The sequence below is a fragment of the Gulosibacter sp. GYB002 genome, from assembly GCF_036577665.1.
Lineage (GTDB): Bacteria > Actinomycetota > Actinomycetes > Actinomycetales > Microbacteriaceae > Gulosibacter > Gulosibacter hominis.
Map to the genome: position 1 here is coordinate 124,141 of NZ_JARBDD010000011.1, position 23,126 is coordinate 147,266.

General features: G+C 62.0%; 21 protein-coding genes and 1 tRNA gene. 6 read left to right on the forward strand and 16 right to left on the reverse strand.

Annotated elements, in window-relative coordinates:
• Nucleotides 1-233: 233 nt before the first annotated feature.
• Entirely contained in the window at nucleotides 234-1,580 is a 1,347-nt protein-coding gene (locus PV375_RS06880; protein WP_332106685.1) for an APC family permease, read from the reverse strand.
• A gap of 26 nt (nucleotides 1,581-1,606) precedes the next feature.
• On the reverse strand, nucleotides 1,607-3,253 hold the full coding sequence (locus PV375_RS06885; protein ID WP_332106686.1) for an amidohydrolase: 1,647 nt from the start codon (nucleotides 3,251-3,253) through the stop codon (nucleotides 1,607-1,609).
• Between the two features lie 107 nt (nucleotides 3,254-3,360).
• Here PV375_RS06885 and PV375_RS06890 point away from each other — a divergent pair, with 107 nt between their 5' ends.
• Nucleotides 3,361-4,359 carry a LacI family DNA-binding transcriptional regulator gene (locus PV375_RS06890; protein ID WP_332106687.1) on the forward strand — a complete coding sequence of 333 codons (999 nt, stop codon included), beginning with the start codon at nucleotides 3,361-3,363 and terminating at the stop codon, nucleotides 4,357-4,359.
• Here PV375_RS06890 and PV375_RS06895 read toward each other — a convergent pair.
• Genes PV375_RS06895 through PV375_RS06915 form a run of 5 tightly spaced genes read right to left on the reverse strand, consistent with a single transcriptional unit; the run spans nucleotide 4,356 to nucleotide 7,501 of the window.
• Entirely contained in the window at nucleotides 4,356-4,751 is a 396-nt protein-coding gene (locus tag PV375_RS06895; protein ID WP_332106688.1) for an Rv3654c family TadE-like protein, read from the reverse strand. The two genes, PV375_RS06890 and PV375_RS06895, sit on opposite strands and share 4 nt — an antisense overlap.
• A 10-nt stretch (nucleotides 4,752-4,761) precedes the next feature.
• On the reverse strand, nucleotides 4,762-5,139 hold the full coding sequence (locus PV375_RS06900; protein WP_332106689.1) for a TadE family type IV pilus minor pilin: 378 nt from the start codon (nucleotides 5,137-5,139) through the stop codon (nucleotides 4,762-4,764).
• Between the two features lie 59 nt (nucleotides 5,140-5,198).
• The gene (locus PV375_RS06905) at nucleotides 5,199-5,435 is read right to left on the reverse strand and encodes a DUF4244 domain-containing protein (RefSeq protein ID WP_332106690.1); all 237 of its coding nucleotides are present in this window, start codon (nucleotides 5,433-5,435) and stop codon (nucleotides 5,199-5,201) included.
• 45 nt (nucleotides 5,436-5,480) lie between these two features.
• Nucleotides 5,481-6,419 (reverse strand): type II secretion system F family protein, encoded by a 939-nt coding sequence (locus PV375_RS06910; protein ID WP_332106691.1) that lies wholly within the window; start codon nucleotides 6,417-6,419, stop codon nucleotides 5,481-5,483.
• Nucleotides 6,419-7,501, reverse strand: a complete 1,083-nt coding sequence (locus PV375_RS06915; protein WP_332106692.1) for a TadA family conjugal transfer-associated ATPase — start codon at nucleotides 7,499-7,501, stop codon at nucleotides 6,419-6,421. The genes PV375_RS06910 and PV375_RS06915 overlap by 1 nt, the downstream gene beginning before the upstream one ends.
• Before the next feature lie 197 nt (nucleotides 7,502-7,698).
• On the opposite strand from PV375_RS06915, the gene acs reads away from it, so the two are divergent.
• Nucleotides 7,699-9,669, forward strand: a complete 1,971-nt coding sequence (gene acs, locus PV375_RS06920; RefSeq protein ID WP_332106693.1) for an acetate--CoA ligase — start codon at nucleotides 7,699-7,701, stop codon at nucleotides 9,667-9,669.
• 87 nt (nucleotides 9,670-9,756) lie between these two features.
• On the opposite strand, the gene PV375_RS06925 is transcribed toward acs, so the two are convergent.
• Complete coding sequence (locus PV375_RS06925; protein ID WP_201521169.1) at nucleotides 9,757-10,218, reverse strand: RidA family protein; 462 nt, start codon at nucleotides 10,216-10,218, stop codon at nucleotides 9,757-9,759.
• Nucleotides 10,215-10,388: a hypothetical protein gene (locus PV375_RS06930; protein WP_201518492.1), complete on the reverse strand. Its 174-nt coding sequence runs from the start codon at nucleotides 10,386-10,388 to the stop codon at nucleotides 10,215-10,217. Before PV375_RS06930 ends, PV375_RS06925 begins: the two co-directional genes overlap by 4 nt.
• A gap of 137 nt (nucleotides 10,389-10,525) precedes the next feature.
• On the opposite strand from PV375_RS06930, the gene PV375_RS06935 reads away from it, so the two are divergent.
• The 3 genes from PV375_RS06935 (at nucleotide 10,526) to PV375_RS06945 (ending at nucleotide 14,130) form a co-directional block, all read left to right on the forward strand.
• Complete coding sequence (locus tag PV375_RS06935) at nucleotides 10,526-13,114, forward strand: transglycosylase domain-containing protein (RefSeq protein ID WP_332106694.1); 2,589 nt, start codon at nucleotides 10,526-10,528, stop codon at nucleotides 13,112-13,114.
• Nucleotides 13,101-14,030 carry a metallophosphoesterase gene (locus PV375_RS06940; protein WP_332106695.1) on the forward strand — a complete coding sequence of 310 codons (930 nt, stop codon included), beginning with the start codon at nucleotides 13,101-13,103 and terminating at the stop codon, nucleotides 14,028-14,030. The genes PV375_RS06935 and PV375_RS06940 overlap by 14 nt, the downstream gene beginning before the upstream one ends.
• A gap of 26 nt (nucleotides 14,031-14,056) precedes the next feature.
• Nucleotides 14,057-14,130: transfer RNA gene (locus tag PV375_RS06945), tRNA-Pro, on the forward strand.
• A 667-nt stretch (nucleotides 14,131-14,797) separates the two neighbouring features.
• Here PV375_RS06945 and PV375_RS06950 read toward each other — a convergent pair.
• Nucleotides 14,798-15,349 carry a polyketide cyclase gene (locus PV375_RS06950; RefSeq protein WP_332106696.1) on the reverse strand — a complete coding sequence of 184 codons (552 nt, stop codon included), beginning with the start codon at nucleotides 15,347-15,349 and terminating at the stop codon, nucleotides 14,798-14,800.
• A gap of 123 nt (nucleotides 15,350-15,472) precedes the next feature.
• On the reverse strand, nucleotides 15,473-16,069 hold the full coding sequence (locus PV375_RS06955) for a thymidine kinase (protein WP_201518496.1): 597 nt from the start codon (nucleotides 16,067-16,069) through the stop codon (nucleotides 15,473-15,475).
• A gap of 74 nt (nucleotides 16,070-16,143) precedes the next feature.
• On the opposite strand from PV375_RS06955, the gene PV375_RS06960 reads away from it, so the two are divergent.
• A complete protein-coding gene (locus PV375_RS06960) occupies nucleotides 16,144-17,466 on the forward strand; it encodes an APC family permease (RefSeq protein WP_332106697.1) in 1,323 nt (440 codons plus the stop codon).
• On the opposite strand, the gene udk is transcribed toward PV375_RS06960, so the two are convergent.
• The 5 genes from udk to PV375_RS06985 form a co-directional block, all read right to left on the reverse strand.
• Nucleotides 17,463-18,101, reverse strand: a complete 639-nt coding sequence (gene udk, locus PV375_RS06965; protein ID WP_230972589.1) for a uridine kinase — start codon at nucleotides 18,099-18,101, stop codon at nucleotides 17,463-17,465. The two genes, PV375_RS06960 and udk, sit on opposite strands and share 4 nt — an antisense overlap.
• 123 nt (nucleotides 18,102-18,224) lie before the next feature.
• The gene (locus PV375_RS06970) at nucleotides 18,225-19,718 is read right to left on the reverse strand and encodes a malate:quinone oxidoreductase (protein ID WP_332106698.1); all 1,494 of its coding nucleotides are present in this window, start codon (nucleotides 19,716-19,718) and stop codon (nucleotides 18,225-18,227) included.
• Between the two features lie 180 nt (nucleotides 19,719-19,898).
• Nucleotides 19,899-20,966, reverse strand: a complete 1,068-nt coding sequence (locus PV375_RS06975) for an aspartate-semialdehyde dehydrogenase (protein ID WP_332106699.1) — start codon at nucleotides 20,964-20,966, stop codon at nucleotides 19,899-19,901.
• Nucleotides 20,967-20,998: 32 nt separating this feature from the next.
• The gene (locus tag PV375_RS06980; RefSeq protein WP_332106700.1) at nucleotides 20,999-22,270 is read right to left on the reverse strand and encodes an aspartate kinase; all 1,272 of its coding nucleotides are present in this window, start codon (nucleotides 22,268-22,270) and stop codon (nucleotides 20,999-21,001) included.
• A 197-nt stretch (nucleotides 22,271-22,467) separates the two neighbouring features.
• Nucleotides 22,468-23,025, reverse strand: coding sequence for a hypothetical protein (locus tag PV375_RS06985; RefSeq protein ID WP_332106701.1), 558 nt, complete (start codon nucleotides 23,023-23,025; stop codon nucleotides 22,468-22,470).
• Nucleotides 23,026-23,126: the final 101 nt, after the last annotated feature.

Consider the following 23,126-nt stretch of genomic DNA (forward strand, 5'->3'; position numbering starts at 1 on the left):
TTCCTGACATCAGTTCGCAGCTGAGAATTGTTTCCTGGCTGCAAAACAGCGTTTTTGGGTGCCAGAACACCCGAAAAGCAGCAAATTGCAGCCAATTTTCTGATTTCAGGAAACAAAAATCCGCACACCAGGATGCAGGATGCAGGATGCAGGATGCAGGATGCAGGATCCTACAGGCAGCAGAGCACAGAACGCGGATACGGGGCCGCAGCCCCGCATCCGCTCCCTATCAATTACTCGACGTCGTCCAGATTGATCACCACGGTCTTGGGCATCTTCGAGAACCCGCGACTGATAAAGGCCAGGTAAACAATGCCGATGAGCACCCAACCAAGGCCCACCGCGAGCGCGGTCCAGTGCAGCGAGAACCACAGCCACACGCACAGCGCCAGACCGATACCCGGCAGCAGCCCGTAGCGCAGCAGTTGGAGCGGCTCACGCTTGCGCTGGTCGATGATGAAGTATTTGATCACCGCAAGGTTCACCATCGAGAACGCCGCGAGCGCGCCAAAGCTAATGATCGAGATGATAATTTCCAGCGGTGCTACGAGTGCAAACAGCGAGATCCCGGCAATCACGAGGATCGCGTTGCGCGGGGTCTTGAACCGCGGGCTCAGCACCCCGAACACCCGTTTGGGCAGCAGTTCATCGCGCCCCATCGAGTAGAGCACGCGCGCGGTGGCGGCCTGTGAGGTCATCGCACTCGCTGAAGCACCAATGAGGTAGGCCGAGAGGAAGAATGCCTCGAAGAAGGCACCGCCGAGGTGGCTGATGAGCTCGAGGGATGCGGTGTCGAGCGACGTGAAGGTGGTGAAGTCGGGCCACACTCGCTGACCCGCCCAGGTGATCACGGTGAACAGCAAACCACCCACGAGCACGGTGAGCACCACCGCGCGCGGCACGGTGCGGCGCGGGTCTTTCGCTTCTTCAGCCATCGCCGAAACCGCGTCAAAGCCGAGGAACGACAGCGCCAGAATTGAAGCACCGGCCATCAGCCCGCCCAGGCTGGCGTTTCCCGACCAGAACGGGTCAGTGACGGCCACCTCCGGCTGCATCTTGCCGAACGCCGCCACCAGGAATGCGACGACGAATACGAGCTGGAACACCACCAGGAATGCGTTGGCGTTTTTCACCACCGAGATACCGAAAAGGTTGAGCGCGGTGACGATGATGATTGCCGCCAGAATCACAATCCAGGCCGGGATGGCCGGGAACTGCGCGTTGATATAGAGCCCGAGCAGCATGTAGTTGATCATCGGCAGTAGCGCGTAGTCGATCATCAGCGCCCAACCGGTGGTGAAACCGACGCCGGGGCCGAAGGCCTTTTTGGCGTAGGCGTAGGCGCTACCGGCGGTGGGTTCGGCCCGCACGATACTCGCGTAGCTGAGCGCCGTAAACAGCATTGCGATGGTGGTGATGACATAGGCACCGGCGAGGTGCCCGCCGGTCACATCGGTAACGATGCCGTAGGTGCTGAACACCGTGAGCGGCACCATGTAGGCGAGCCCGAAAAACAGCAGCGAAGGCACTCCCAGCACGCGCTGCAGTCGGGGCGAGGCAATTCCTTGAGGGGTTGGCATTGTGATTCTCCGTTCGTGTAAAGCGATCAGCGGTGATCGTTGAATACGAGTGATCCGTCGATGGCGGTTGCCACGATGGCAACATCGGCCAGCTCGGACGCGGGGGTTTCGAGGGGGTTGCGGGCCCAAACAGTAAAATCGGCCGGTTCACCAACGCGCAGCGCGGCACCGCTTCGCCCCACCGATGCGGGTACTGATTCGGTGTAGCCCGTCAATGCTTCGCTGGCGGTGAGTGCCTGTTCAGGGTGAATGGGCGGGGTGTTGCGGTCATGCGGGTGACGCAGCTGAGCATCGGCGATGATCGAGCGCGGGTCGAACGGCGCCACCGGCCAGTCACTCGCGAGCGCTTCGGTGATTCCGTGTTCGAGGTAGCTGCGGGTCTTCCAGCCCTGCTTATTGCGGGGCTCACCCAGGCGCTTCGACCAGGTGTCGGTGCCGTCGCCGTGCATGAACAGCGTGCAGTGGTTTGGCTGCACACAGACGCTGATGTCGTGTTCGCCAATAAATTCGATGACCTCATCGGCCACGAGTTCGAGGTGGTCGATGCGGTGGCGAGTGCCGTTATTGGGCAGGCTGGCGATGGTCTCGGCCACAAAACGCACCCCGCGGTCACCGATCGCGTGAGTGATGGTTGGCACGCCGAGTTCGTTGAGGCGACGAAGGTTGCGCGCATACTGTTCGGGGTCGTGCCAGAATCCGCGGGTTCCCTCACCGAACGCATCCGGTTCTTCGAGCCAGGCCGTGCCGCCGTCGATCGTGCCATCGATGAAAAGCTTCACGCCCTCCACCTCCCAGCGCCGGCCGCGATGCTGTTTCATATCTGCGAGGGCGTCGACCTCGGCTTCCGACATAGCCGGTGTACACCAGGGCGAGATGCGCAAACGCAACGGCAGCTCCCGGTCGGATTCGATAGCTTCGAGCACCGCGAACGCATCCGGATTCTGATTGTCGGGCACATAGCCGCCAACCAGCCCCGTGCGCGCCATTTCGAGCAGGTTGCCATAGATAGTGTCAGCTTGTTCGGCCACCGGGATGCGCGGCACGTGCTTTTGCACCCGGTCGAGCGCCACCCATTCGAGCACGTGTCCGGTGAGGCGGCCAACGCCTGCCAGCTGCTTGTCTTCCGCATCTGCACGCTCGGTGAAACCGCCGCCGTCAGTAAATGTGGCCGGCTCGGTAACACCGCAGAGCGTCAGCGCGGCGGCCGAAAGAATTGCCGAGTGAGCATCAAACATGGTGATATACGCGGGCCGTTCAGCGCCGACCGCGTCGTGGATGAAGTCGTTGGTCACCGGGGCATCGCCCAGCAGGTGCGGTTCAAAGCCGTAGCCGAACACCCATTCATCTGCACCGATCCGCTCAGCTTCGGCGCGGAGTGCATCCTTCACTTCGTCGAGGGAGGTGCAGTTGGCGAGATTGGCGCCGCGCGCGAGAGCAACACCCCAGATGGCGTGGATGTGGCCGTCAATCAGGCCCGGGGTAATGGTGGCGTCACCAAAATCGACCACCTGAGCGTTGCCATGCTGCGTAGTCAGAGCTGTCGCATCCCCCACCTCGGCAACTCGGCCGTCGCGTACGAGCATCGCGGTGGCTTCTTGCAACCCGTCGTGCAGCACCGTAGCCGCGCGGTAGATAATCGCCCGATCCGATGTGGTTTCCACTGTGTTTGTCAACGTTGACCTCATTCCGCATCCTTGCAACCTGTACAGATTTGAAACGTTTCAACATGCTGCCACGTGTCGATATGCCAGTCAAGGTGACACCTGATTAGATGGACCCCATGCCGCAATCACGGATGACGATTCCACAGCTGGCCGCAGAACTCGGCCTATCTGTGGGCACCGTTTCGAGCGCGTTGAACAATAAGCCATCGGTTGCCGAGGCCACTCGCAAGCGTGTACACGAGGCCGCCGCACGTCTCGGGTACCTCCACAACCGCTCGGCCGCCGCGCTGCGCCGAGGCCGCACCGGCATCCTCAGCCTGCATCTACCAGCCAACACTTCCGACCTGCAGTTCTACATGAACTTCGCATTCGGATTGAGTTCGGTTGTTTCCCGCGAAGGCTATGACGTATTGCTCGACCACGAACATTCACGCGCCAACCCACTCACGCTGGTGGATGCAGCCATCGTTGTCGACTGGAGCAGCGATCTTCGCACGCCCGACCAACTTGCCAAGGCGGGCATCCCAATCTTTGCCGTTGACGGCATCCCCTCACCGGATGCACCGGCGACAAAGGTTCTTTCAACGAACTATGCCGCCCTCACCGCCGAAATCGCCAAGCGGGCGATTGCCGCGGGGGCGCGCAAAGCCGCACTACTGTCGTCGAGCTCGCTACCCGGAGTCGCCTGGCAGCGAGACGTACACACGACCCTCGAGGCTGCCTGCACCGCCCACGGCATACCGCTCGCGCACGTTGATCTGGCGATCGGAACCCCCGCCAATGAGGTGGCCGCGGCGATCAAGTCGCTCATCGACCGCGAGCAGCCGGATCTTTTGGTTTCCACCGGCGAGCGCTGGGCCGGTATTGCCAATCTCTATCTGCAGCTTGGCGAGCCCGATTCATCCGTACCCTGGCTGGTGTCAACCGCCGGCGACCCCATCACCGAGCTCTCATCACCACACATCACCGCATTTGATCTCATGCCCTATGAGTACGGCCGACACTGCGGCGACCTCGTGGTCGCTTTTTTGGACGGCGAGGCCGCTACCCCCGATCGCAACGAGGCGGTTTGGGATGCGCGCATTAATTGGGCCCGACACTGGAGCCAGACCTAAGGCGGCGGACCCGCAACCGATTCGATCCGGATCTCGAGCAGGGGGTCATTCGCCCGCACAACCACGCGTGTTCGGGCGGCGGCCGCCTCGCAGTCTTCGAGCACTACGTCATGTGCCTGCGCCACCTGCGCCGCCCGCTGACACGGGTCAGGCCCCCGCACTCGCCCCGACACGGTATCGGCTGCCGCGAGCGCGGCCGCATCCGCCGCCACTCGAGCACGAGCCAGTGACACCAGCGACTGCCCGACCAGCACCGCACTGAGGGTGGTCGTCACCACCACGCCAATAATCGCCAGCGCGAGCACCGTGCCGCTGCCGTGCTCAGCTCGATACCACTGGCGCAGCTGCATCGCTCGCCTGCCCGCACCGAACGCATGATCTGCACTGCTCATCTTGCGCCGCCTATTCGATATCGCGCAGCGCGCACGATTGTGCCTGCGCCCGCGCGGCAGTGGGAATACCCGCGAGCGTGACCGCCACACTGACCCTGGCGCAGCGAAGCTCGCCACTATCCCATACATCCAGTGCCCCGCCATCAAGTTGGTTGACCGCGAGCGCGGGTTCATCACCGCGCGCTGCCAACCGGGCAGCTTCCCCGGCTGCATCCTGCACTGCCACCTGTGTCGCCACCGCCACGACCGCACCGGCGCAGAGGGTGAGTACGAGCGCGACAGCCGGCATCGCCACAGCGAACTCGGCCGAAACCGACCCCCGCTGGTGCCGCAACGCATCCCGCCGCGCGCACCAGCGAACCGACGTTGACCACCGCCGCTGCCGCACTCGCACCACCTCGCTACCTCCTTATCTGGCCGGTTTTGCGTCGTGTTGGCACACAGCCCCTAACCGCCGAACGCTCCGATCAGCAGGTCTTCGATGATTTGTTTCACCGGCTCCGACTGCGCCACGAGCACCAGCACCGAAGCAAGCGCCACCGCGGCGGTGATCACGATCGCGTACTCGGCGGTGGCGGCACCGTCTTCTTCGCACTGCAGTCGTTGCAGCGGCCGCAGCAAACGCGCGACAGCGGGCGTGGTGTTTTCGGCATTGCCGGTTTCGAATTCGTTTTGGGTGTTCATTTGGTTCCTTTCTGAATCACGACACGGCACGACTTTGGTCAGCAGTTATTTGGCCATCGAGTGCTGCAGCACCGCGATGAGCACCGGCGCCACTCCCAGCGCCAAAAATGCGGGCAGGATGCAGGCACCAAGCGGCAGCATCAGCGCAGTTCCCAGCCGCGCCGCCGATTGCGCGGCTTCGGTGCGTGCCTGCCGCCGCTCCAGCGCGGCTTCACCGCGCAGCAGTTCGCCTGCGGCGACCCCGGCCGCTGCGGCGAGTTCAATGATTGGCTGTGCCCGTTCAAGCCCCGAACGTTCCAATTGAAAATCTCGCAGTGTGTGCGCCGTTTCGGTCAGCACCTGCCGGGCATCGTTTCCCGAGCTCATTCCGGTTGCGACAAGATCGAGGCCGAAGCCGGGGGTGCGTGGATGCCGCGAGGCTCGACGCACGAGCACCCGGTTCCACCACCAGGCCGCCAGCAGCAACAGCAGTCCTGTCGCCAGCAGCACCCAGCCGACGATCCCGCCAAAAAGCACGCCGAAGGTGTCAAAGCCCAGCACGCCGCCGAGAGCGATCCCGATAAATGGCAGCACCATCACCAGCCGCGCGGTAGCTGCTGGTCCTGCCAGGGCAACGGCGATTTCGCGCTCGGATGCACCGAGGTCGCGAAATCCTGCGGCCAGCTGTCGTAGCGATGCGCCCAGCGGTGCACCGGTTCGTTCGGTGAGCTGCCATAGCGCACCGAGTGCGCGCCACGCCTCGTGGTCGTCCTGTCGCAAAAAGCTCGCTGGATCTTCACCCTGCGCCACGGCCCGCGCGAGCCGCTGCTCCATCGGTACGGTGGCTGCGGCTCGCCGACGCCGCGGGCGCGATTCGGGCTCGTGTTCGGTGAACGCCGCGAGCCGCGCCCACGCATCCGCCGGTGGACCGCCACCGGCCAATAGCGTCGCCAGCCGCTCAACCACCACCGCCACCTGTTCGGCCGGGTATCGCGCGACCGCCATCAGCCCCGCTCCATCCTGCTGCCGCTGCGCACGCTGGTGATCCGCAGCCGCCCGGCATCGTCGACCCAAAACTCGCCCATATCCACCAGCTGCCGCAGTCCGTCGCGGCGCTCCACGTGCATCACAAGGTCGATTGCCGAAACCGTTTGCCGTGCCACCGCGGTTGCCGACATATTTGCCAGGGCGCCGAGTGCCTCGAGCCGAGCCGGCACATCCGCCAGTGAGTTGGCGTGCAGGGTGCCGGCACCGCCATCGTGACCGGTGTTCAACGCGGCCAATAGTTCACGCAGCTCAGCTCCGCGGCACTCTCCCAGTACCAGCCGGTCGGGGCGCATCCGTAGTGATTCCCGCACCAGTCTGGCCAGCGTCACCTCGCCCGCGCCCTCAATATTGGCCTGGCGAGCCTCAAGACTCACCACATGCGGGTGGTTGATGCGCAGCTCGGCGACATCTTCGATCACCACGATGCGTTCACTCGCCGGGGCCGATGCCAGCACCGCGCCCAACAGCGTGGTTTTACCCGAACCGCCGGCGCCGGTGATGAGAATATTTGCCCGGTCGGCAACGGCCCGCTGCACGATCTCAGCCGCGCCCTCGTAAAAATATCCCGAGCGGATGAGCTGCTGCAGATCTGGACGGGTGGCACCAGGCGCCCGGATCGACAGCAGCGTGCCACGCACCGACACCGGCGGCAGCACGGCGTGCACGCGGATGCCGTCTCCCACCCGCACGTCGACAGCCGGGTTGGCGTCGTCCAGGTGCCGCCCACCCAGCGCCACTAACCGCACCGCCAATTCGCGAATTGCTCGCTCGTGCGGCGCCTGCCAGCCCTCCACTCGCACCGCTCCGGCACCGCGGTCAATCCACAGCCCGTCCATTGCGTTCACGAACAGGTCGGTTATTTCTGCATCCGAGATAAAACCGGCCAGTGGACCGAACGCCTCGGCCTGCCCGCGGGTGAGCTGGCGGCGCGGGCGCTCGTCGGCGCTGCGTCCCGGAATCGGCGCCAGATCGACGCTGGCTGGGCGGTCGGCGGCGGGCTGGACAACAAAGCGGTCAAGTGTTGCGGCTGTGGCATTCATGGCGGCAAAGGTAGCGGCAGCTGTCCCCCACCCGCCCCGGGCTACGGGGTCTCTGTGGATAACCGGTTTCCCCAGCCCTCCCGGGCGGCCGCGCACACGCACCCCAATCGCTACCGCCGTAATTTCGCGACACGATCATCCGCCACAAAAAGTGCGGGTATACACTCGGTCGCACGATCTCGCCAAAGGAGCCGAAGTTGACAAAAGCTGAAGAGCGCATTGCAAAACTCACCAACCCGATTGCATCGCACCCGCCCGCGGATGAATTCATCGCCGGCACCCACATCCCCGGTGATATCCGCAACCAGGCGCAGGCCGATCGACTCGAGTTCTGGGCCGAGCGCGCACGCGAACTCAAGTGGGAAACACCCTTCACCGAGACACTCGACTGGACAAATCCACCGTTTGCGAAATGGTTTGCCGATGGCACTCTGAACGCCAGCGTGAACTGTGTTGACCGCCACGTCGCCGCCGGCAACGGTGACCGGGTTGCGATCCACTGGATCGGGGAGCCTGGCGACACCCGCACGATCACCTACTCCGACCTCCACCGCGATGTGCAGCAGGCCGCCAATATGCTGCTGAACCTGGGGGTACGAGCCGGCGATGTCGTCGCCCTCTACCTTCCGATGGTGCCCGAAACGGTGGTGGCGATGCTCGCCTGCGCGCGAATCGGCGCCACCCACTCGGTGATTTTCGGTGGTTTTTCACCCGAAGCAATCCGCCAGCGCCTCGATGATGCCGACGTCAAATTTGTGATCACCGCCAACGGCTCTAACCGCAAGGGCCGAGTTTTCCCGCTCAAAGAAGCCGTCGACACCGCCCTCGAGACACCCGGCCACTCGGTTGAGCGCGTTCTCGTGCTGCGCCGTCCTGACCACGAGGTCAACATGGTCGAGGGCCGCGATCTGTGGTGGCACGATGAGTTCGCCAAGGCCAGCCCCGAACACACCCCCGAAGCGTTCCCTGCCGAGCATCCGCTATTCATCCTGTACACCTCCGGCACCACCGGCAAAGCAAAAGGCCTGTGGCACTCAACCGGTGGCTACCTCACCCAGGTCGCTTTCACCACCCGCACCAGCTTCGACCTGCGCGACGACGATGTGTACTGGGCCACCGCCGATGTTGGCTGGATCACCGGCCACAGCTACCTCGTATACGGCCCGCTGCTCAACGGCGCCACCCAGGTGATGTACGAGGGCTCGCACGACTACCCCTCCCTTGACCGCTGGTTCGAAATCATCGAAGAGTACGGGGTCACCATTTTTTATGCCGCGCCCACCGCAATCCGCGGATTCATGCGCGCCGGACGCACCATCCCCGCTCGCCACGACCTATCGAGCCTGCGTCTGCTCGGATCGGTTGGCGAACCCATCAACCCCGAGGCCTGGCAGTGGTATCACGAGGTCATCGGCGGCGGGCGCTGTCCGATTGCCGACACCTGGTGGCAGACCGAAACCGGCGCACACATGATCGCCCCAATCCCCACCCAGGATGCACTCAAGGCAGGCGCTGCCCAGCGCCCCGTTCCCGGTGTGGAAATTGAGGTCGTGAACGAGCAGGGCGAGCGAGTCGACCCGGGTGAGATGGGGCTGCTCACCATCACCGAGCCATGGCCGTCGATGGCGCGCGGCATTTGGGGCGATGATGAGCGATTCATCGAAACCTACTGGTCGCAGTTCCCGGGCCGCTATTTTGCGGGCGATGGTGCCGGAGTCGACCTCGACGGTGACCTGTGGCTGCTAGGCCGCGTCGATGACGTCATGAACGTTTCGGGGCACCGACTGTCGACCACCGAAATTGAGGGCGTGCTGGTCGAGCATCCGCTCACCGCTGAGGCTGCCGTGGTCGGGGCCAGCGATGAAACCACCGGGCAGGCCGTGGTGGCTTTTGTCGTGCTCAAGCAGTCGCAGCTGGAAGCCGCGAGCGGTGTGGATGTACCGCAAGAACTGCGCGAATATGTGGCCAAGCGCATCGGCAAAATCGCCCGCCCGCGCAACCTTTACGTCGTTGATGAGCTGCCAAAGACACGCTCTGGAAAAATCATGCGCCGGTTGCTGCGCAACGCCGCCGACAATGAGCCGGTTGGTGACACTTCAACGCTGACTGATGCATCGGTAATGGATGCGATCGTGCAACTGATTGCGGACGATCGCGCCATCGCATAACCAGAGCCGCATAAAACGCTGCGCGCCCGGCTTTGCCACGGGCGCGCAGCGTTTTTCGAGAACTAAGTCTTTGGCGACTCAACCGCCCTAGTGGTAGTCGACCTCGAGCTCGAGCTCGACCGGCGCATCCAGCGGCAGCACCGCCACGCCAACGGCCGAACGCACATGCTGGCCGCGATCACCAAAAATTTTGCCGAGCAGTTCACTGGCGCCGTTGGCCACCAGCGGCTGCTGCGTGAACTGCGGATCGGATGCGACAAACACCACCACTTTCACCACGCGGGTAATGCGGTCGAGATCACCGATTTCCGCTTTGATGGCAGCGAGCGCGTTGAGCACCGAGGTGGCGGCAAATTCCTGTGCCTGCTCGAGCGAAATTTCAGCACCGAGCTTGCCGGTTGCCGGCAGTTGCCCGGCAACGAACGGTAGCTGGCCAGATGTGATGGCGCGGCCGTTTTTTGCGATCGCCGGCACATAGGCGGCAACTGGAGCGGCTACCTGGGGAAGCTCCATGCCGAGTTCGGCGAGACGGGTTTCGATCTTGCTCATGCGTTTTGCTCACTCTCGTCACTTAGCGGACGCTTCAGGTAGGCGACAGTGCCTCCCTGCTCGTTCACGATGATCTGCACGAGCTCCCAGCCCTTGGCTCCCCAGTTATTGAGGATCGCTCCGGGAGTGTGCAGCGGCAGCGGTGTGATGAAGTACTCCCACTTCTGCATGTCATTCCTTTTCTGCTGGTGGACGCGGTCTTTACAGCGGTTCGCGACAGTAGAACTGGGTCTTTGCTGACCAGCCTCTGGTTGGAGATAGCAAAGATTTCTGTCCGAAACACCGGTTCCCCACTACTCTAGAGGTCATGCCTTCCAACTCATCAACTGCGCCGAAGCGCAATGTCCTAGCCTCAGTGCTTGGGCTGCTCGGCATGAGCGGGATCGCCGGTGTACTCGTGGCCGCGATGATGACGCCAATTCTGGCTGTCGCCGGTGTGACCGCGAACTCTACGATCACGTTGTTCGAATCACTTCCCGACTACCTTGAAATCACGCCGCTGCAGCAAAAAACTGAGCTGTACGCGAAGCGTGGCGACAAGGAAGAGAAGATCGCCGAGTTCTACTCACAGAACCGCGTTGAGGTTCCGCTCGACCAGATGTCGCCCTACCTGCAGGATGCAGTCATCGCCACCGAAGACCCGCGCTTTTATGAGCACGGTGGTGTGGATGTGATGTCGGCGACACGTGCGGTGCTCGAGTCAGTTGTGAGCGATAGCGGTAGCGGTGCGTCGACCATCACGATGCAGTACGTGCGTAACCAGCGCGTACAGGCCGCCGAAGCGCTCCTCGATCCGGTGGAGCGCCAGCAGGCGTTCAACGAGGCGACCGAACGTTCGGCCGGCCGTAAGCTGCAGGAGATGCGCCTGGCCATCGGTGTTGAGAAGCAGTACTCAAAAGACCAGATCCTCGAGGGGTACCTGAACATCGCGCTTTTCGGTGGCCAGATCTACGGGGTCGAGTCGGCAGCCCAGTACTACTTCGGTAAGCCCGCGAAAGATCTGACCCTGGCCGAAGCCGCGCTGATCGGTGGCATGGTGCAGGAACCCAACGCTTTCCGCATCGACGACGAAGAAAACATCCCGGCTGCAACCGACCGCCGCAACTATGTGCTTCGCCGCATGTATGAAGAAGGCAAGATCAAAAAGGACGAGTACGAACAGGCCCGTGACTCCGCGATCGAACCGAAGATCACGCCCGCCCGTCACGGCTGCATGAACGCAACAAACAACACGCAGTTCTTCTGTGACTATGTGCGCAAGGTCATCGAAAACGACCCCGCGTTCGGTGCCACTTATGAAGAGCGACTGTTTAACTTCCAGTCAAAGGGCTACCAGATCCACACCACGCTCGACCTCGAGCTGCAGGATCAAGTCACGAATGTGCTCAACCAGTATGTGCCGAAATCGGTCGACTATATGAAACTCGGGGCCGCAGTGTCTGCTGTCGAGCCGGGAACCGGCCGCATCCTGGCCATGGCCCAAAACAAAGACTTTGACGAAACCAGCGAAGCCGCCAAAAACCCGAACGCTACCTCGGTGAACTACAACGCCGACAAAAAGTACGGCCAGTCGGGAGGCTTCCCACCGGGGTCAACCTACAAGGTCTTCACACTCGCCAACTGGATTCAATCCGGGCACTCGGTGAACGAAACCGTGAACGCACGAAATCGTGTTTTTGACCAGGCAAACTTCCAAGACTCCTGCGGTAAGGATGCGCCCTATGGCGGCGGCTGGGATGTGAACAACGACGGCAACCAGCGGTTTGGCACGGTATCGGCCGTTCAAGCCACGATACAGTCGATTAACACCGCATATGCTGCAATGGCCGAGCAACTCGACCAGTGCGTAACGCGCGATATTGCCGTTGGTATGGGCGCGCACCGCGCCGACGGGCAAGAAAGCGGCTCCTACCCCTCGGATATTCTCGGCACCAACGAAATCGCGCCGATGTCGATGGCCACGGCTTACGCCGGTTTCGCAAATCAGGGCGAGTCATGCTCGCCGGTGGCCATCGAATCGATTTCGCTCCGCGATGGCACCGAGATCGCCCCACCCGAGTCGAAGTGTAAGCAGGTCATCAGCAAGGACGTCGCCAACGCCGTTAACTACGTGCTTAAACAGGTGACCACCTCAGGCTTCAGCACCGCATCGAACCCGGGTATGGGCCCGCTTATCGGCAAGACTGGTACCAGCGACAACGCCCGTGACACCTGGAGCATCATGTCCAGCACCGGGATCTCACTGGCGGTGTGGGTTGGCAACACCGATAAGCAGTACATGTACACCGATGATGCGGGCGACAAGCACTACGACTGGGTTTCGCTCTACAACGTTGGTTTCAATGGCGTGAGTGGCACGCAGGCCCGTCACTACATCGCGCACGACATTCTCGCCTACGCCATCCCGAAGTACGGCGCGAACGACTGGCCTGAACCAAACCCCGAGGCGCTACAGACCCCGAAGGCGAATGTTCCCGACGTCACCGGCATGAGCATCGAGGCCGCCACCACGGCGCTCGAAGAGGCCGGATTCGCGGTAACCGTTGGTAGCTCGGTTGATTCCAGCCAGCCTGCGAACACGGTGGCAAAGACCAGCCCCGCTGCCAACACCAGCGTTCCGAAGGGCAGCGAGGTGACGATTTCACCCTCGAACGGCCGCAAACCCAACCAGCGGCAACAGCCCTCGGCCGGCGACCACGCCATGCCGGATGTCACCGGTATGACACTCGACGAAGCACAGTCGGCGCTCCGCAGCGCTGGCTTTGTGAACGGCGGTAACAACTGGTACCAGGCCACCGACCGCAATGGTCAGCCGGGTAAGGTCACTCGCACCGACCCACCCGCCGGGTCGATGCTCACGAAGGATGCGAAGATCACCATCTATGTCGGTCAATAAAATCATCCGTCCGCTCGGCATTGGGGCCGCCGCCATCTTTGGAGGCGGCCTCGCCGTTACCGGGTGGGCCGCGGGTATTGAACGCCGCCGTTTTGTGCTGCGCAACTATCAGATTCCGGCGCTTCCGGCAGGGTCGGAACCGCTGCGCATCCTGCACCTGGCCGATTTTCATCTGGCCCCCGGGCAGCGAAAAAAGATCCGTTTTGTGCGGCAGCTCGCCGATCTCGCACCCGATCTGGTCGTGCTCACCGGCGACAATTACGGCCACCGGGATGCATTCCCCGAGCTGGTCGAAATCCTGGCACCTTTCCGTGACGTGCCAGGAATTTCGGTGTTCGGGTCAAACGACTACTACGAACCGGTGCTGAAAAATCCGCTCACCTATGTATTCCCCGGCGAGCGCAAACCCGCGACACAGCCAAAGCTCAACACCGATGAGCTGCGCTGGCTGCTATTCGATCAATTCGGTTGGCGCGACCTTACCAACACCGCGGTCGAGGTCACCGCGGCCGGGCGTCGGATTCGCGCGATCGGGGTGGATGACCCCCACATCAAGCGCGACCGACTCGCCACGGCGCTGGAGCACTTTAGTGAACTGCAGGCGCATCCAGCCGATATTGTGCTGGGGCTCGTGCACGCCCCCTACCAGCACATTCTGGATGCATACGCCGGGCTCGACGGTATGGCGCTGATGCTCGCCGGGCACACGCACGGTGGCCAGGTGTGTCTGCCTGGAGGTCGAGCGATTGTGTCGAACTGTGATCTACCGCCAGAGTATGCCGGCGGGCTCAATGATTGGCGCGGTGTGCCGCTGCACGTTTCGCGCGGCCTGGGCACCTCGATTTATGCACCTGTACGCACCTTCTGCGCCCCGGAGGCATCGTTGATCACAATGCAGGCACAGGATGCGATATAGTGGTTCAGTTGCCGTTAAAGGCATCACGGGGTGTGGCGCAGTTTGGTAGCGCGCGTCGTTCGGGACGACGAGGTCGCAGGTTCAAATCCTGTCACCCCGACTGAGCAAGGAGCCACCGCGAGGTGGCTCCTTTTTGCTGCCCGCGCGCTTTTCTGCTGCCCGCGCGCTTTTCTGCTGCCCGCGCGCTTTCATCCTCGCCCGGCTGCCCCTCCCCGCCTTCTCGCCTTCTCGCCTTCTCGCCTTCTCGCCTTCTCGCCTTCTCGCCTTCTCGCCTTCTCGCCTTCTCGCCTTCTCGCCTTCTCGCCGGACTGCCCAGGTGCTGGCTGCCCCACGCAGCCCGCGCATCCCGCCGCCTGCCCTCTTCCCCTCTGCAGAAATTTGTTTCCTGGCTGCATCCCAATGCGGATTTTTGTTTCCTGACTGCATCCCAATGCGGATTTTTGTTTCCTGACTGCAAAACTCCGGTTTTGGGCCGATTCTCGGCCCAAAATGCATTTTCTGCAGCCAAAATTCTGATCACAGGAAACAAAATTCCGCAGTCCCCGCGGCATCTGGATTCAGCCCCGCCACCGCATCAAGCCCAACCCCACGCCGACACCTAGACCAAGTGACCCTGTTGCCAGCAAATGACCCTGCTATAACAGGGTCACTTCGCAGTTAGAGGGTCACTTGCCGGAAGGGAGGGCGCGGGGCAGGCGGGCGCGGGGCAGGCGGGCGAGCCCGGGGCGGGCGAGCCCGGCGCGAGCCCGAGCCCAGACAGCACAGCGCTAGTCGTCGAACGCGTCAAACGCGTCGTCTTCGCCGTCCCAGTCGTCCGCGTCTTCCACCGCGTCAGCAAGCGCATGCAGCGACTCGAGATATGCGTCAACCGGGAACGGTGGAAACTTCCCGGCGAGCATCTTCTCGTTCGTAACCGCATCCCAGTCGTACACCAGCGACACATAGGTGCTGTCGTCGCTCTCGGGTTCGAGCACCCAGGTCCACTGCACACCGTGCGGTTCGCTTCCGGGACGCGCCGGCATCCATCCGATAGCGCGGTCGGCTTCAAAACGAGTGACGTGATTCTCCATCTGGTAATCGCCACCCATTTTTTCGGCGTACATATTCATCGTGAACACGTCGCCGACCTTCGTCACAGGCTCGGTTCCCGCCACCGGCCCGCGCACCATGTCCATCCCGTCGGCTTCCACCTGCTGATTCGGGTCGGCCAGCAGCGCAAAGATGTCCTCTGCGGGCGCATGAATCAGGCGCCCCACCGTGAGGGTGCGCCCCTCAAGTGTCACGTTCTCGGCGCTCACGCGCTCGAAGCCTTCGACCATTTGCCACTCCAATCACCCGGCCACGCACCCGTTAAGCGTGACATGCGACTATTCCACCGCATCTGCGTGAATGGCGGCCAACATTACCGGCAACTTGTAAACATTACCGGCGACTGGCCAGCACTAAAGGTGACTTGCCAGCCTGCCGCCCGATTCCAGCAGGTAGCAGCGGCCGCACATCGATTCGTAGGTCACCGAATTACCGTCTATGGCCACCTGGTCGCCGTCAAACACGAACCGGTCATCGATTCGGCGGCCATTAAAGATCGCTTTGCGCCCACACCGGCAAATGGTTTTTAGCTCTTCAATCGAGTGCGCAATCTCGAGCAGCCGTCGCGACCCCGGAAACGCAGCCGTTTGAAAGTCGGTGCGGATGCCGTAGCACAGTACCGGCACATCATCGAGCACGGCGATCTGAAACAGCTCGTCAATCTGCGCTTCGCTAAGAAACTGCGCTTCGTCGACCAGCAGGCACGATACCGTTCCCTCGGCATTGCAGCGCGCGAATTCATCGCGGGGATGATCGTCGCCACTCAGCAGCAGATCAACCTCGCGTGACATGCCCAGTCGAGACGACACCTGGTTGGCGCCCTTGGTGTCGATCTCGGGCTTGGCCAGCAACACCCGGTGACCGCGCTCTTCATAGTTGAAAGCGGTCTGTAGCAGCATGGTTGATTTGCCCGAGTTCATCGCCCCGTAGCGGAAGTACAGCTTGGCCACGCGATTTTTCCTCTCGGCTTGTTATTGGCAACCGAGTTTCGATGCTAGTCGCTTCGCTTGGTTAACATGGCGCCGTGACCGCACCCACTCAGTCAAGCCCGGGCCTTCGCCGCGAGTTGACACTCGGTGGCGCCATCGCGATCGGCCTTTCGTCAATGATCGGCGCCGGCCTGTTTTCGGCGTTTGGCCCGGCTACCGCAGCCGCCGGTTCGGCGCTGCTGGTGGGCCTGTTGATCGCGTTTGTGGTGGCCGCCTGCAATGCCACCTCGACCGCGCAATTGGCCGCCCAGTATCCCACCTCGGGCGGTTCGTATGTTTACGGGCGCGAGCGGCTCGGCGAGTGGTGGGGCTTCATGGCCGGATGGGGGTTCGTCGTCGGTAAGTCGGCTTCGGCGGCTGCTATGGCGCTCACGGTCGCGGCCTATGCGGCCCCCGCAGCCTGGCTGAAACCCGTGGCGTTGGCAGCGCTCGTGGTGATGGTGGTGCTGAACCTTGTGGGCGTCACCCGCACCGCGCAGGCGGCTCGCATCATCGTGGCGCTGGTGCTCACCGGTCTTGCCGTCGTGCTGGTGGCGGCGTGGCTTTCGACCGGCCCGAACGCGCCCACCGGCTTTGAAGCGATGTTTGCTGGCATCGGCACCCGCCTGAGCACCGCATCCGGTTGGTATGGCGTGCTGCAGTCGGCGGGGCTGCTGTTTTTTGCGTTCGCCGGCTATGCCCGCATCGCCACTCTCGGTGAGGAGGTGCGGGATCCGCAGCGCAATATTCCGCGCGCAATTATCACCACGCTGCTCGTGGTTGGTGCGATCTATGCCGTCGTCGCGCTAACACTGCTCGCCAAGCTCGGCGCCGGCGGCATCGCGGTGAGTGATGCGCCCCTGGCGGATGCAGCGGATGCGGCGGGTACGGCTCCCTGGGCAGCCGTGCTGGTGCGTATTACGGCCGCTATCGCCGCGCTGGGTGCGTTGCTCGCGGGTATTGCCGGCGTCACTCGTACGGCGTTGGCGATGGCCCGCAATCATGACCTGCCGCCGGTGCTGGCCGCGGTGCATCCAAAATTTGGTGTCCCGCATATCGCCACGATCGTGCTCGGCGTGGTGGTTGCGCTGCTTATTTTGGTGGGTGATGTGCGCGAGGTCATCGGGTTTTCTTCGGCAGGGGTGCTGACCTACTATTTCGTGGCCAACCTAGCGGCGTTCACGCAGCAGTCGGACAATCGTCGCTATCCGCGCTGGATGCAGGTGCTGGGGATGGTGCTGTGTGCGCTGCTGGTGTTTACGCTCCCTTGGCAGTCGCTGCTCGGTGGTATTGCGATGTTCGGGGCTGGTTTTTTGGTGCGCGGTATCGCCGAGTTGCGGCGCGCCCGAAATGACGCCTCACGCGGCGCACATAACTAGAGCAGCGGCAGCTGCGGCTGTGTTTTTTGCGCGATCATATTTGCCAACCCACCCGCGACGATTTCGATGGCGGCGAGATTGTGCGCGCCTTCGGGGATGATGATGTCAGCGTACTGCTTGGTAGCTTCAACAAATTGCTCGTGCATCGGTTTCACCGTGGCGAGATACTGCCGTTCCACTGATTCAAAGGTGCGTCCGCGCTCGATCACATCGCGTTTTGCACGCCGCAGGATGCGCACATCGGCGTCGGTGTCGACGTAGATTTTCAGCTGGCAGCGGTCGCGCAGGCGCGGGTCGGCGAATAGCAGCAGCCCCTCGATGAATAGCACCGGTGCGGGTTCGACGCGTTCGACTTCGTCGGCGCGGTTGTGGTTGGCAAAGTCGTATCGCGGTGAGTCTATTGGGTTGCCGGCCAGCAGCTGGTCGAGGTGCTCAACCAGCAGGTCATTGTCGAACGCATCCGGGTGGTCGTAGTTCACCTGGCAGCGTTCTTCGTAGCTGAGGTTGTCTTGACGGCGGTAGTAGTTGTCGTGCGTCATCCGGCTCGCATCGGGTGCAAATTTGCTGTGCAGGATGCGGGTGAGTTCAGTTTTTCCGCTTCCGGTACCGCCGGCAATTCCCACCACATACGTCACGGCTACTCACTTTCGTCGTTGCGGAATGTACCCGCTCATCCGCCATCATTCGATAGTAAAACGGATGCGCCGCCGCCCGAGGGCAAACGGCGCATCCGGTTAGCTTTGCTGGCTGGTAATCGACTACGAAACCTTGTCGAGGCCGAGCGCGTCAGCGGTGGTGTTTTGTGATTTGTCGGCCTCATCGCTGCTGGCGTTGAGGTCTTCACCGAGGCTGGGGATAAGTTCCTTCAGCTTGGGTTCCCAACCGCGGTACTGCTCGGGGAAGCACTTCTGCAGCAGGTCGATCATCACGGGCACGGCAACCGAGGCGCCCGGTGAAGCACCGAGCAGACCAGCGATTGAACCGTCCGAGTGGGCCACAACCTCGGTGCCCATCTCGAGCACACCGCCCTTGCCTTCGGGTCCGCGCTTCATCACCTGCACGCGCTGGCCAGCGGTGATAAGGCGCCAGTCTTCCATCTTGGCTTCGGGGTAGAACTGCTGCAGCTGTTCGAAGCGCTTCTTCTTCGAGGCGAAAACCTCTTTAACGAGGTACACCACGAGGTCGAGGTTCTTAAGCCCGGCCGAGATGTAGGTGGGGATGTTGCCGAGGCGCAGCGTGCTGAAGAAGTCGAACAGCGTGCCGTTTTTGAGGTATTTGGTGTTGAACCCGGCGTAGGGGCCAAACATGAGCGACTTTTTGCCATCAACCACGCGGGTGTCGAGGTGCGGCACCGACATCGGAGGCGCACCCACTGAGGCCTTGCCGTACACCTTTGCCTGGTGCTGGGCGACAACGGCGGGGTTGTCGGTGCGCAGGAACACACCCGAGATCGGGAACCCGCCGTAGCCGTTGACTTCGGGGATGCCCGACTTCTGCAGCAGCGGCAGTGCGCCACCACCGGCGCCGACGAATACGAAGCGGGCCTGGGTCACGTTCTTGCGGCCGCGGTTTGCTCCCGAACGCACGCGGGTTGCGATCTGCCAGATACCGTCGGGGCGACGGCGCAGGTCGATCACTTCGGTGCCGAGGCGCACGACGGCGCCATTGTCGATGCTCGACTGGATGAGCTTGCGGGTGAGCGCGCCGAAGTCGACGTCGCTTCCCTGCTTGACGTAGGTGGCGGCGATGGGTTCACTCTTGTCGCGGCCAACCACCAGGGTTGGTGCCCATTCAAAAATCTTGGCCGGGTCGTCGCTGAACTCCATGGTGGCGAACAGCGGTTCATCCTTGAGCGCCTCGTAGCGGCGGCGGAGGAATTCGACGTTTTCTTCACCGCGCACGAAGGTCATGTGCGGAACCGGGTTGATGAACTCGGCTGCGTCCTTGAGCAGACCCTGCTCGAGCAGCGAGGTCCAGTACTGGCGTGATACCTGGAACTGCTCGTTGATGGCAATTGCCTTGGTGACGTTGAGCTTGCCGTCTTTTTCGGGGGTGTAGTTCAGCTCGCACAGTGCCGAGTGACCGGTACCGGCGTTGTTCCAGGGGTTCGACGATTCTTGAGCGACATCATCGAGGCGCTCAATAATCTTGATCGACCAGCTGGGTTCGAGCTGCTGGATGAGCGATGCAAGGGTGGCCGACATAATGCCGCCACCGATGAGTACGGCGTCGTAGATCTTCGGGTTCGACATGTCTCCAGTCTACGCCCGAAACCTTAGATCACCGAAAAATGAACAGCTTTCATGAAAACGCTGTGGTAAGCACCAAATTCAATATGGGATGCATACAAGCAAACCGGCGGCGGGCGGCGCATCCCCGCCCAATTAATCGCGATCGGATGAGCCGCTCACGTTGGCCATAGAACGGTGCCGTTAGTGATCGGTGCCGGCGAGCTCATCGAGCACGAGCTCGGCAAGCTGCACGGTGTTGAGCGCCGCGCCCTTACGCAGATTGTCGTTCGAGATGAACAGCACCAGTCCCTTGCCTTCGGGGGCTGCCTGGTCACGGCGAATACGGCCGACGATGCTCGGATCGATACCGGCGGCCAGCTGCGGGCTTGGCACGTCGGCGAGCGCCACTCCCGGCGCCTGCGAGAGCAGCTCGGTGGCCTGCTCGGGAGTGATATCGCACTCAAATTCGGCGTGGATGCTGAGCGAGTGGCCGGTAAACACCGGTACGCGCACGCAGGTGCCGCTCACGAGCAGGTCAGGGATGTGCAAGATTTTGCGCGACTCGTTGCGCAGTTTTTGTTCTTCGTCGGTTTCGCCGCTGCCGTCATCCACAAAGTCGCCGGCCTGCGCCACCACGTTAAACGCGATCGGATGCACGTATTTCACCGGTTCGGGGAATTTGATGGCGTTACCGTCATGAACGAGCCCGAGCAGCGCATCCTCGCCCTGCTCGGCGGCAGCCATCACCTGACTAGAGAGTTCTTTGGCGCCGGCGAGCCCAGAACCTGAAACCGCCTGGAAGGTCGAAACAACCAGGCGCTTCAAACCAGCCTCGTCGTGCAGCACTTTCAGCACCGGCATGGCGGCCATAGTGGTGCAGTTGGGGTTGGCGATGATGCCCTTGGGGCGGTTGCGCAGATCTTCGGGGTTGACCTCGCTCACCACCAGCGGCACGTCCGGGTCGAGTCGCCAGGCCGACGAGTTGTCGATGACCACGGCGCCCGCTGCGGCAAAGCGCTCAGCCTGGGCGCGTGAGGTGGCCCCACCGGCCGAGAAGAGCGCCACATCAATCCCGCTGAGATCGGCGGTGGCCACATCCTCAACAGTGATCGTCTCGCCAGCAAACTCAATCTGTTTGCCGGCAGAACGTTCTGACGCGAACAAGCGCAGCGTGCTCACCGGCAGATTGCGTTCGGCCAGCAGGTTGAGCATCACACCACCCACCTGTCCGGTGGCGCCGACCACGGCAATGGTGAACTTCTTGGTCACGTTTCCTCCTCGAGATTCAGTCGCCGCAACCGCTAGCGTCCGGTGCCAGCGTAGACGACCGCTTCCGATTCGCCGTCGAGGCCGAATGCACTGTGGATGGCCCGGGTTGCTTCGGGCACCACATCGGCGCGAACAATGATCGAGATGCGAATCTCGCTGGTCGAAATCATGTCGATATTGATGCCGGCTTTGCTGAGGGCGTCGAATAGTGTCGCCGAAACACCAATGTTGGTGCGCATCCCCGAACCAACCAGCGACACCTTGCCGATCTGGTCGTCGAAGCGGATCGACTCATACCCGAGCTCGGCCTCGGCGTTGTGCAGCGCGGTGAGCACCGCATCTGCCATCACCTGCGGCATTGTGAACGAAATGTCGGTGACGCCGTCGTTTTGGGTTTGCACGTTCTGCACGATCATGTCGATGTTGGCGCCCTGTTCGGCGACGATGCCGAAGAGCTTGGCTGCCGATCCGGGTACATCGGGCACGCCGACAACGGTAATTTTTGCCTGGCTGAGGTCGTGCGCCACACCAGTGATCATTGCATTTTCCACGTTGTACTCCTCTGCCGATTCGGCGTCGTAGATGATCGTGCCGGGGTCGTTTGAAAAGGATGACCGCACCACCAGCGTCATTCCCTGCCGGCGGGCGTATTCGACGGCGCGAATGTGCACAACTTTTGCGCCCGAGCCGGCCAGTTCGAGCATCTCTTCGCTCGAGATCGCATCGATTTTGTGGGCCAGCGGCACCAGGCGCGGGTCGGCGCTAAAAATACCGTCGACGTCGGTGTAGATCTCGCACTTGTCTGCTCCCAGCGCGGCGGCGAGCGCCACTGCGGTGGTGTCTGAACCGCCGCGGCCGAGGGTGGTGATGTCGCGAGTGTCGCGGTTGAATCCCTGAAAACCCGCAACGATCGCGATCGCACCCTCATCGAGCGCTTCGCGGACGCGCACCGGTGTGACGTCGACGATACGAGCGTCACCGTGGGCGGCGGTGGTGATCATGCCGGCCTGACTGCCGGTGTACGAGCGAGCGTCGTACCCCATTGATTTGATGGCCATCGCCAGCAGCGCCATCGACACGCGTTCGCCGGTGGTGACGAGCATGTCGAACTCGCGGGGGTCGGGAATGGGGGTGATTTCGTGGGCGAGGTCGATGAGTTCGTCGGTCGTGTCGCCCATCGCCGAGACGGTGACAACTACCTCGTTCCCCGCCCGCTTGGTGTCGACAATTCGTTTTGCGACACGGCGGATGCTGTCAGCGTCGGCAACCGATGAGCCACCGTACTTCTGCACAATCAGAGCCACGTATCTCCCCTTCGTCACGGCGCACGGCATTGCGTGCCTGCAGCAATTCTAGTCGCGCTATTGGCCGATGATGCGGCGGCCCGCAGGGGTTGCCGCTCGAACACCTACAGGCACCGAGCAACGTGCCAGCCGCATCGCAGCAGCTCAGCAACTACGAGACGGCTACCAGATGGGCACGTTCGAGTCCTCAACTTCAATTAGATTTTACGGCTCGGCGGCATGGTTTCTGGGATGAAGCAGGGACTCCAGACGTAAACCCGGACGGTGTATCTGTTGCGCTTTTCTGGGAGTACGTAGCTCAGCATGATCTCGTACCCGTCGGCTGTATACAGGGTGTCGTCTTCGGTGGGATTCTCGGGGATAAACTCTTCTACGATATCGATGTCCGGCGAATGAATAATGTCTTGATAAATTTGATCAACAATGGCCGCAACCGGCGCCCCCTCATCTAACCGCACCGCGAACGACCCCGTGTATTGAACACCCTCCTGTTTGTCCTCTGAATTCCAATACTCATCGGAAAGAATCGGCTTGCATTTCAGCAGAAGGCGCTCGAAGCTCTCATCCGGCCCGTCGAGTTCGTTCTTGGTCGTGTACTCCGTAGGGAAAAGTTCAGCAATTTGCCGCTGAATTTGTTGCGACCGAGCCTTCACCTCATGTGCATCCGCAACCGACGCGGTCACAACTGGAGCATGAGCACCACCACAACCCGCAAGCAGTACCGACACTAGCGCCACCAGGAATACCAACATCACTACCCCTTGCACCGATCGCCGCGGCGAAAGATTCGTATAGCAATGCACAGTCTCAGTCCTCGCTCTCTTCAACGGTGACACTAATTCCCAGCCTCTCGTAC

Excerpts from the sequence above, each read along its gene's own strand:
- PV375_RS06880 (WP_332106685.1), bottom strand. The coding sequence starts at position 1,580 with ATGCCAACCCCTCAAGGAATTGCCTCGCCCCGACTGCAGCGCGTGCTG.
- PV375_RS06890 (WP_332106687.1), top strand. The coding sequence starts at position 3,361 with ATGCCGCAATCACGGATGACGATTCCACAGCTGGCCGCAGAACTCGGC.
- PV375_RS06895 (WP_332106688.1), bottom strand. The coding sequence starts at position 4,751 with ATGAGCAGTGCAGATCATGCGTTCGGTGCGGGCAGGCGAGCGATGCAG.
- PV375_RS06905 (WP_332106690.1), bottom strand. The coding sequence starts at position 5,435 with ATGAACACCCAAAACGAATTCGAAACCGGCAATGCCGAAAACACCACG.
- PV375_RS06910 (WP_332106691.1), bottom strand. The coding sequence starts at position 6,419 with ATGGCGGTCGCGCGATACCCGGCCGAACAGGTGGCGGTGGTGGTTGAG.
- PV375_RS06915 (WP_332106692.1), bottom strand. The coding sequence starts at position 7,501 with ATGAATGCCACAGCCGCAACACTTGACCGCTTTGTTGTCCAGCCCGCC.
- PV375_RS06925 (WP_201521169.1), bottom strand. The coding sequence starts at position 10,218 with ATGAGCAAGATCGAAACCCGTCTCGCCGAACTCGGCATGGAGCTTCCC.
- PV375_RS06930 (WP_201518492.1), bottom strand. The coding sequence starts at position 10,388 with ATGCAGAAGTGGGAGTACTTCATCACACCGCTGCCGCTGCACACTCCC.
- PV375_RS06935 (WP_332106694.1), top strand. The coding sequence starts at position 10,526 with ATGCCTTCCAACTCATCAACTGCGCCGAAGCGCAATGTCCTAGCCTCA.
- PV375_RS06940 (WP_332106695.1), top strand. The coding sequence starts at position 13,101 with ATGTCGGTCAATAAAATCATCCGTCCGCTCGGCATTGGGGCCGCCGCC.
- PV375_RS06950 (WP_332106696.1), bottom strand. The coding sequence starts at position 15,349 with ATGGTCGAAGGCTTCGAGCGCGTGAGCGCCGAGAACGTGACACTTGAG.
- PV375_RS06970 (WP_332106698.1), bottom strand. The coding sequence starts at position 19,718 with ATGTCGAACCCGAAGATCTACGACGCCGTACTCATCGGTGGCGGCATT.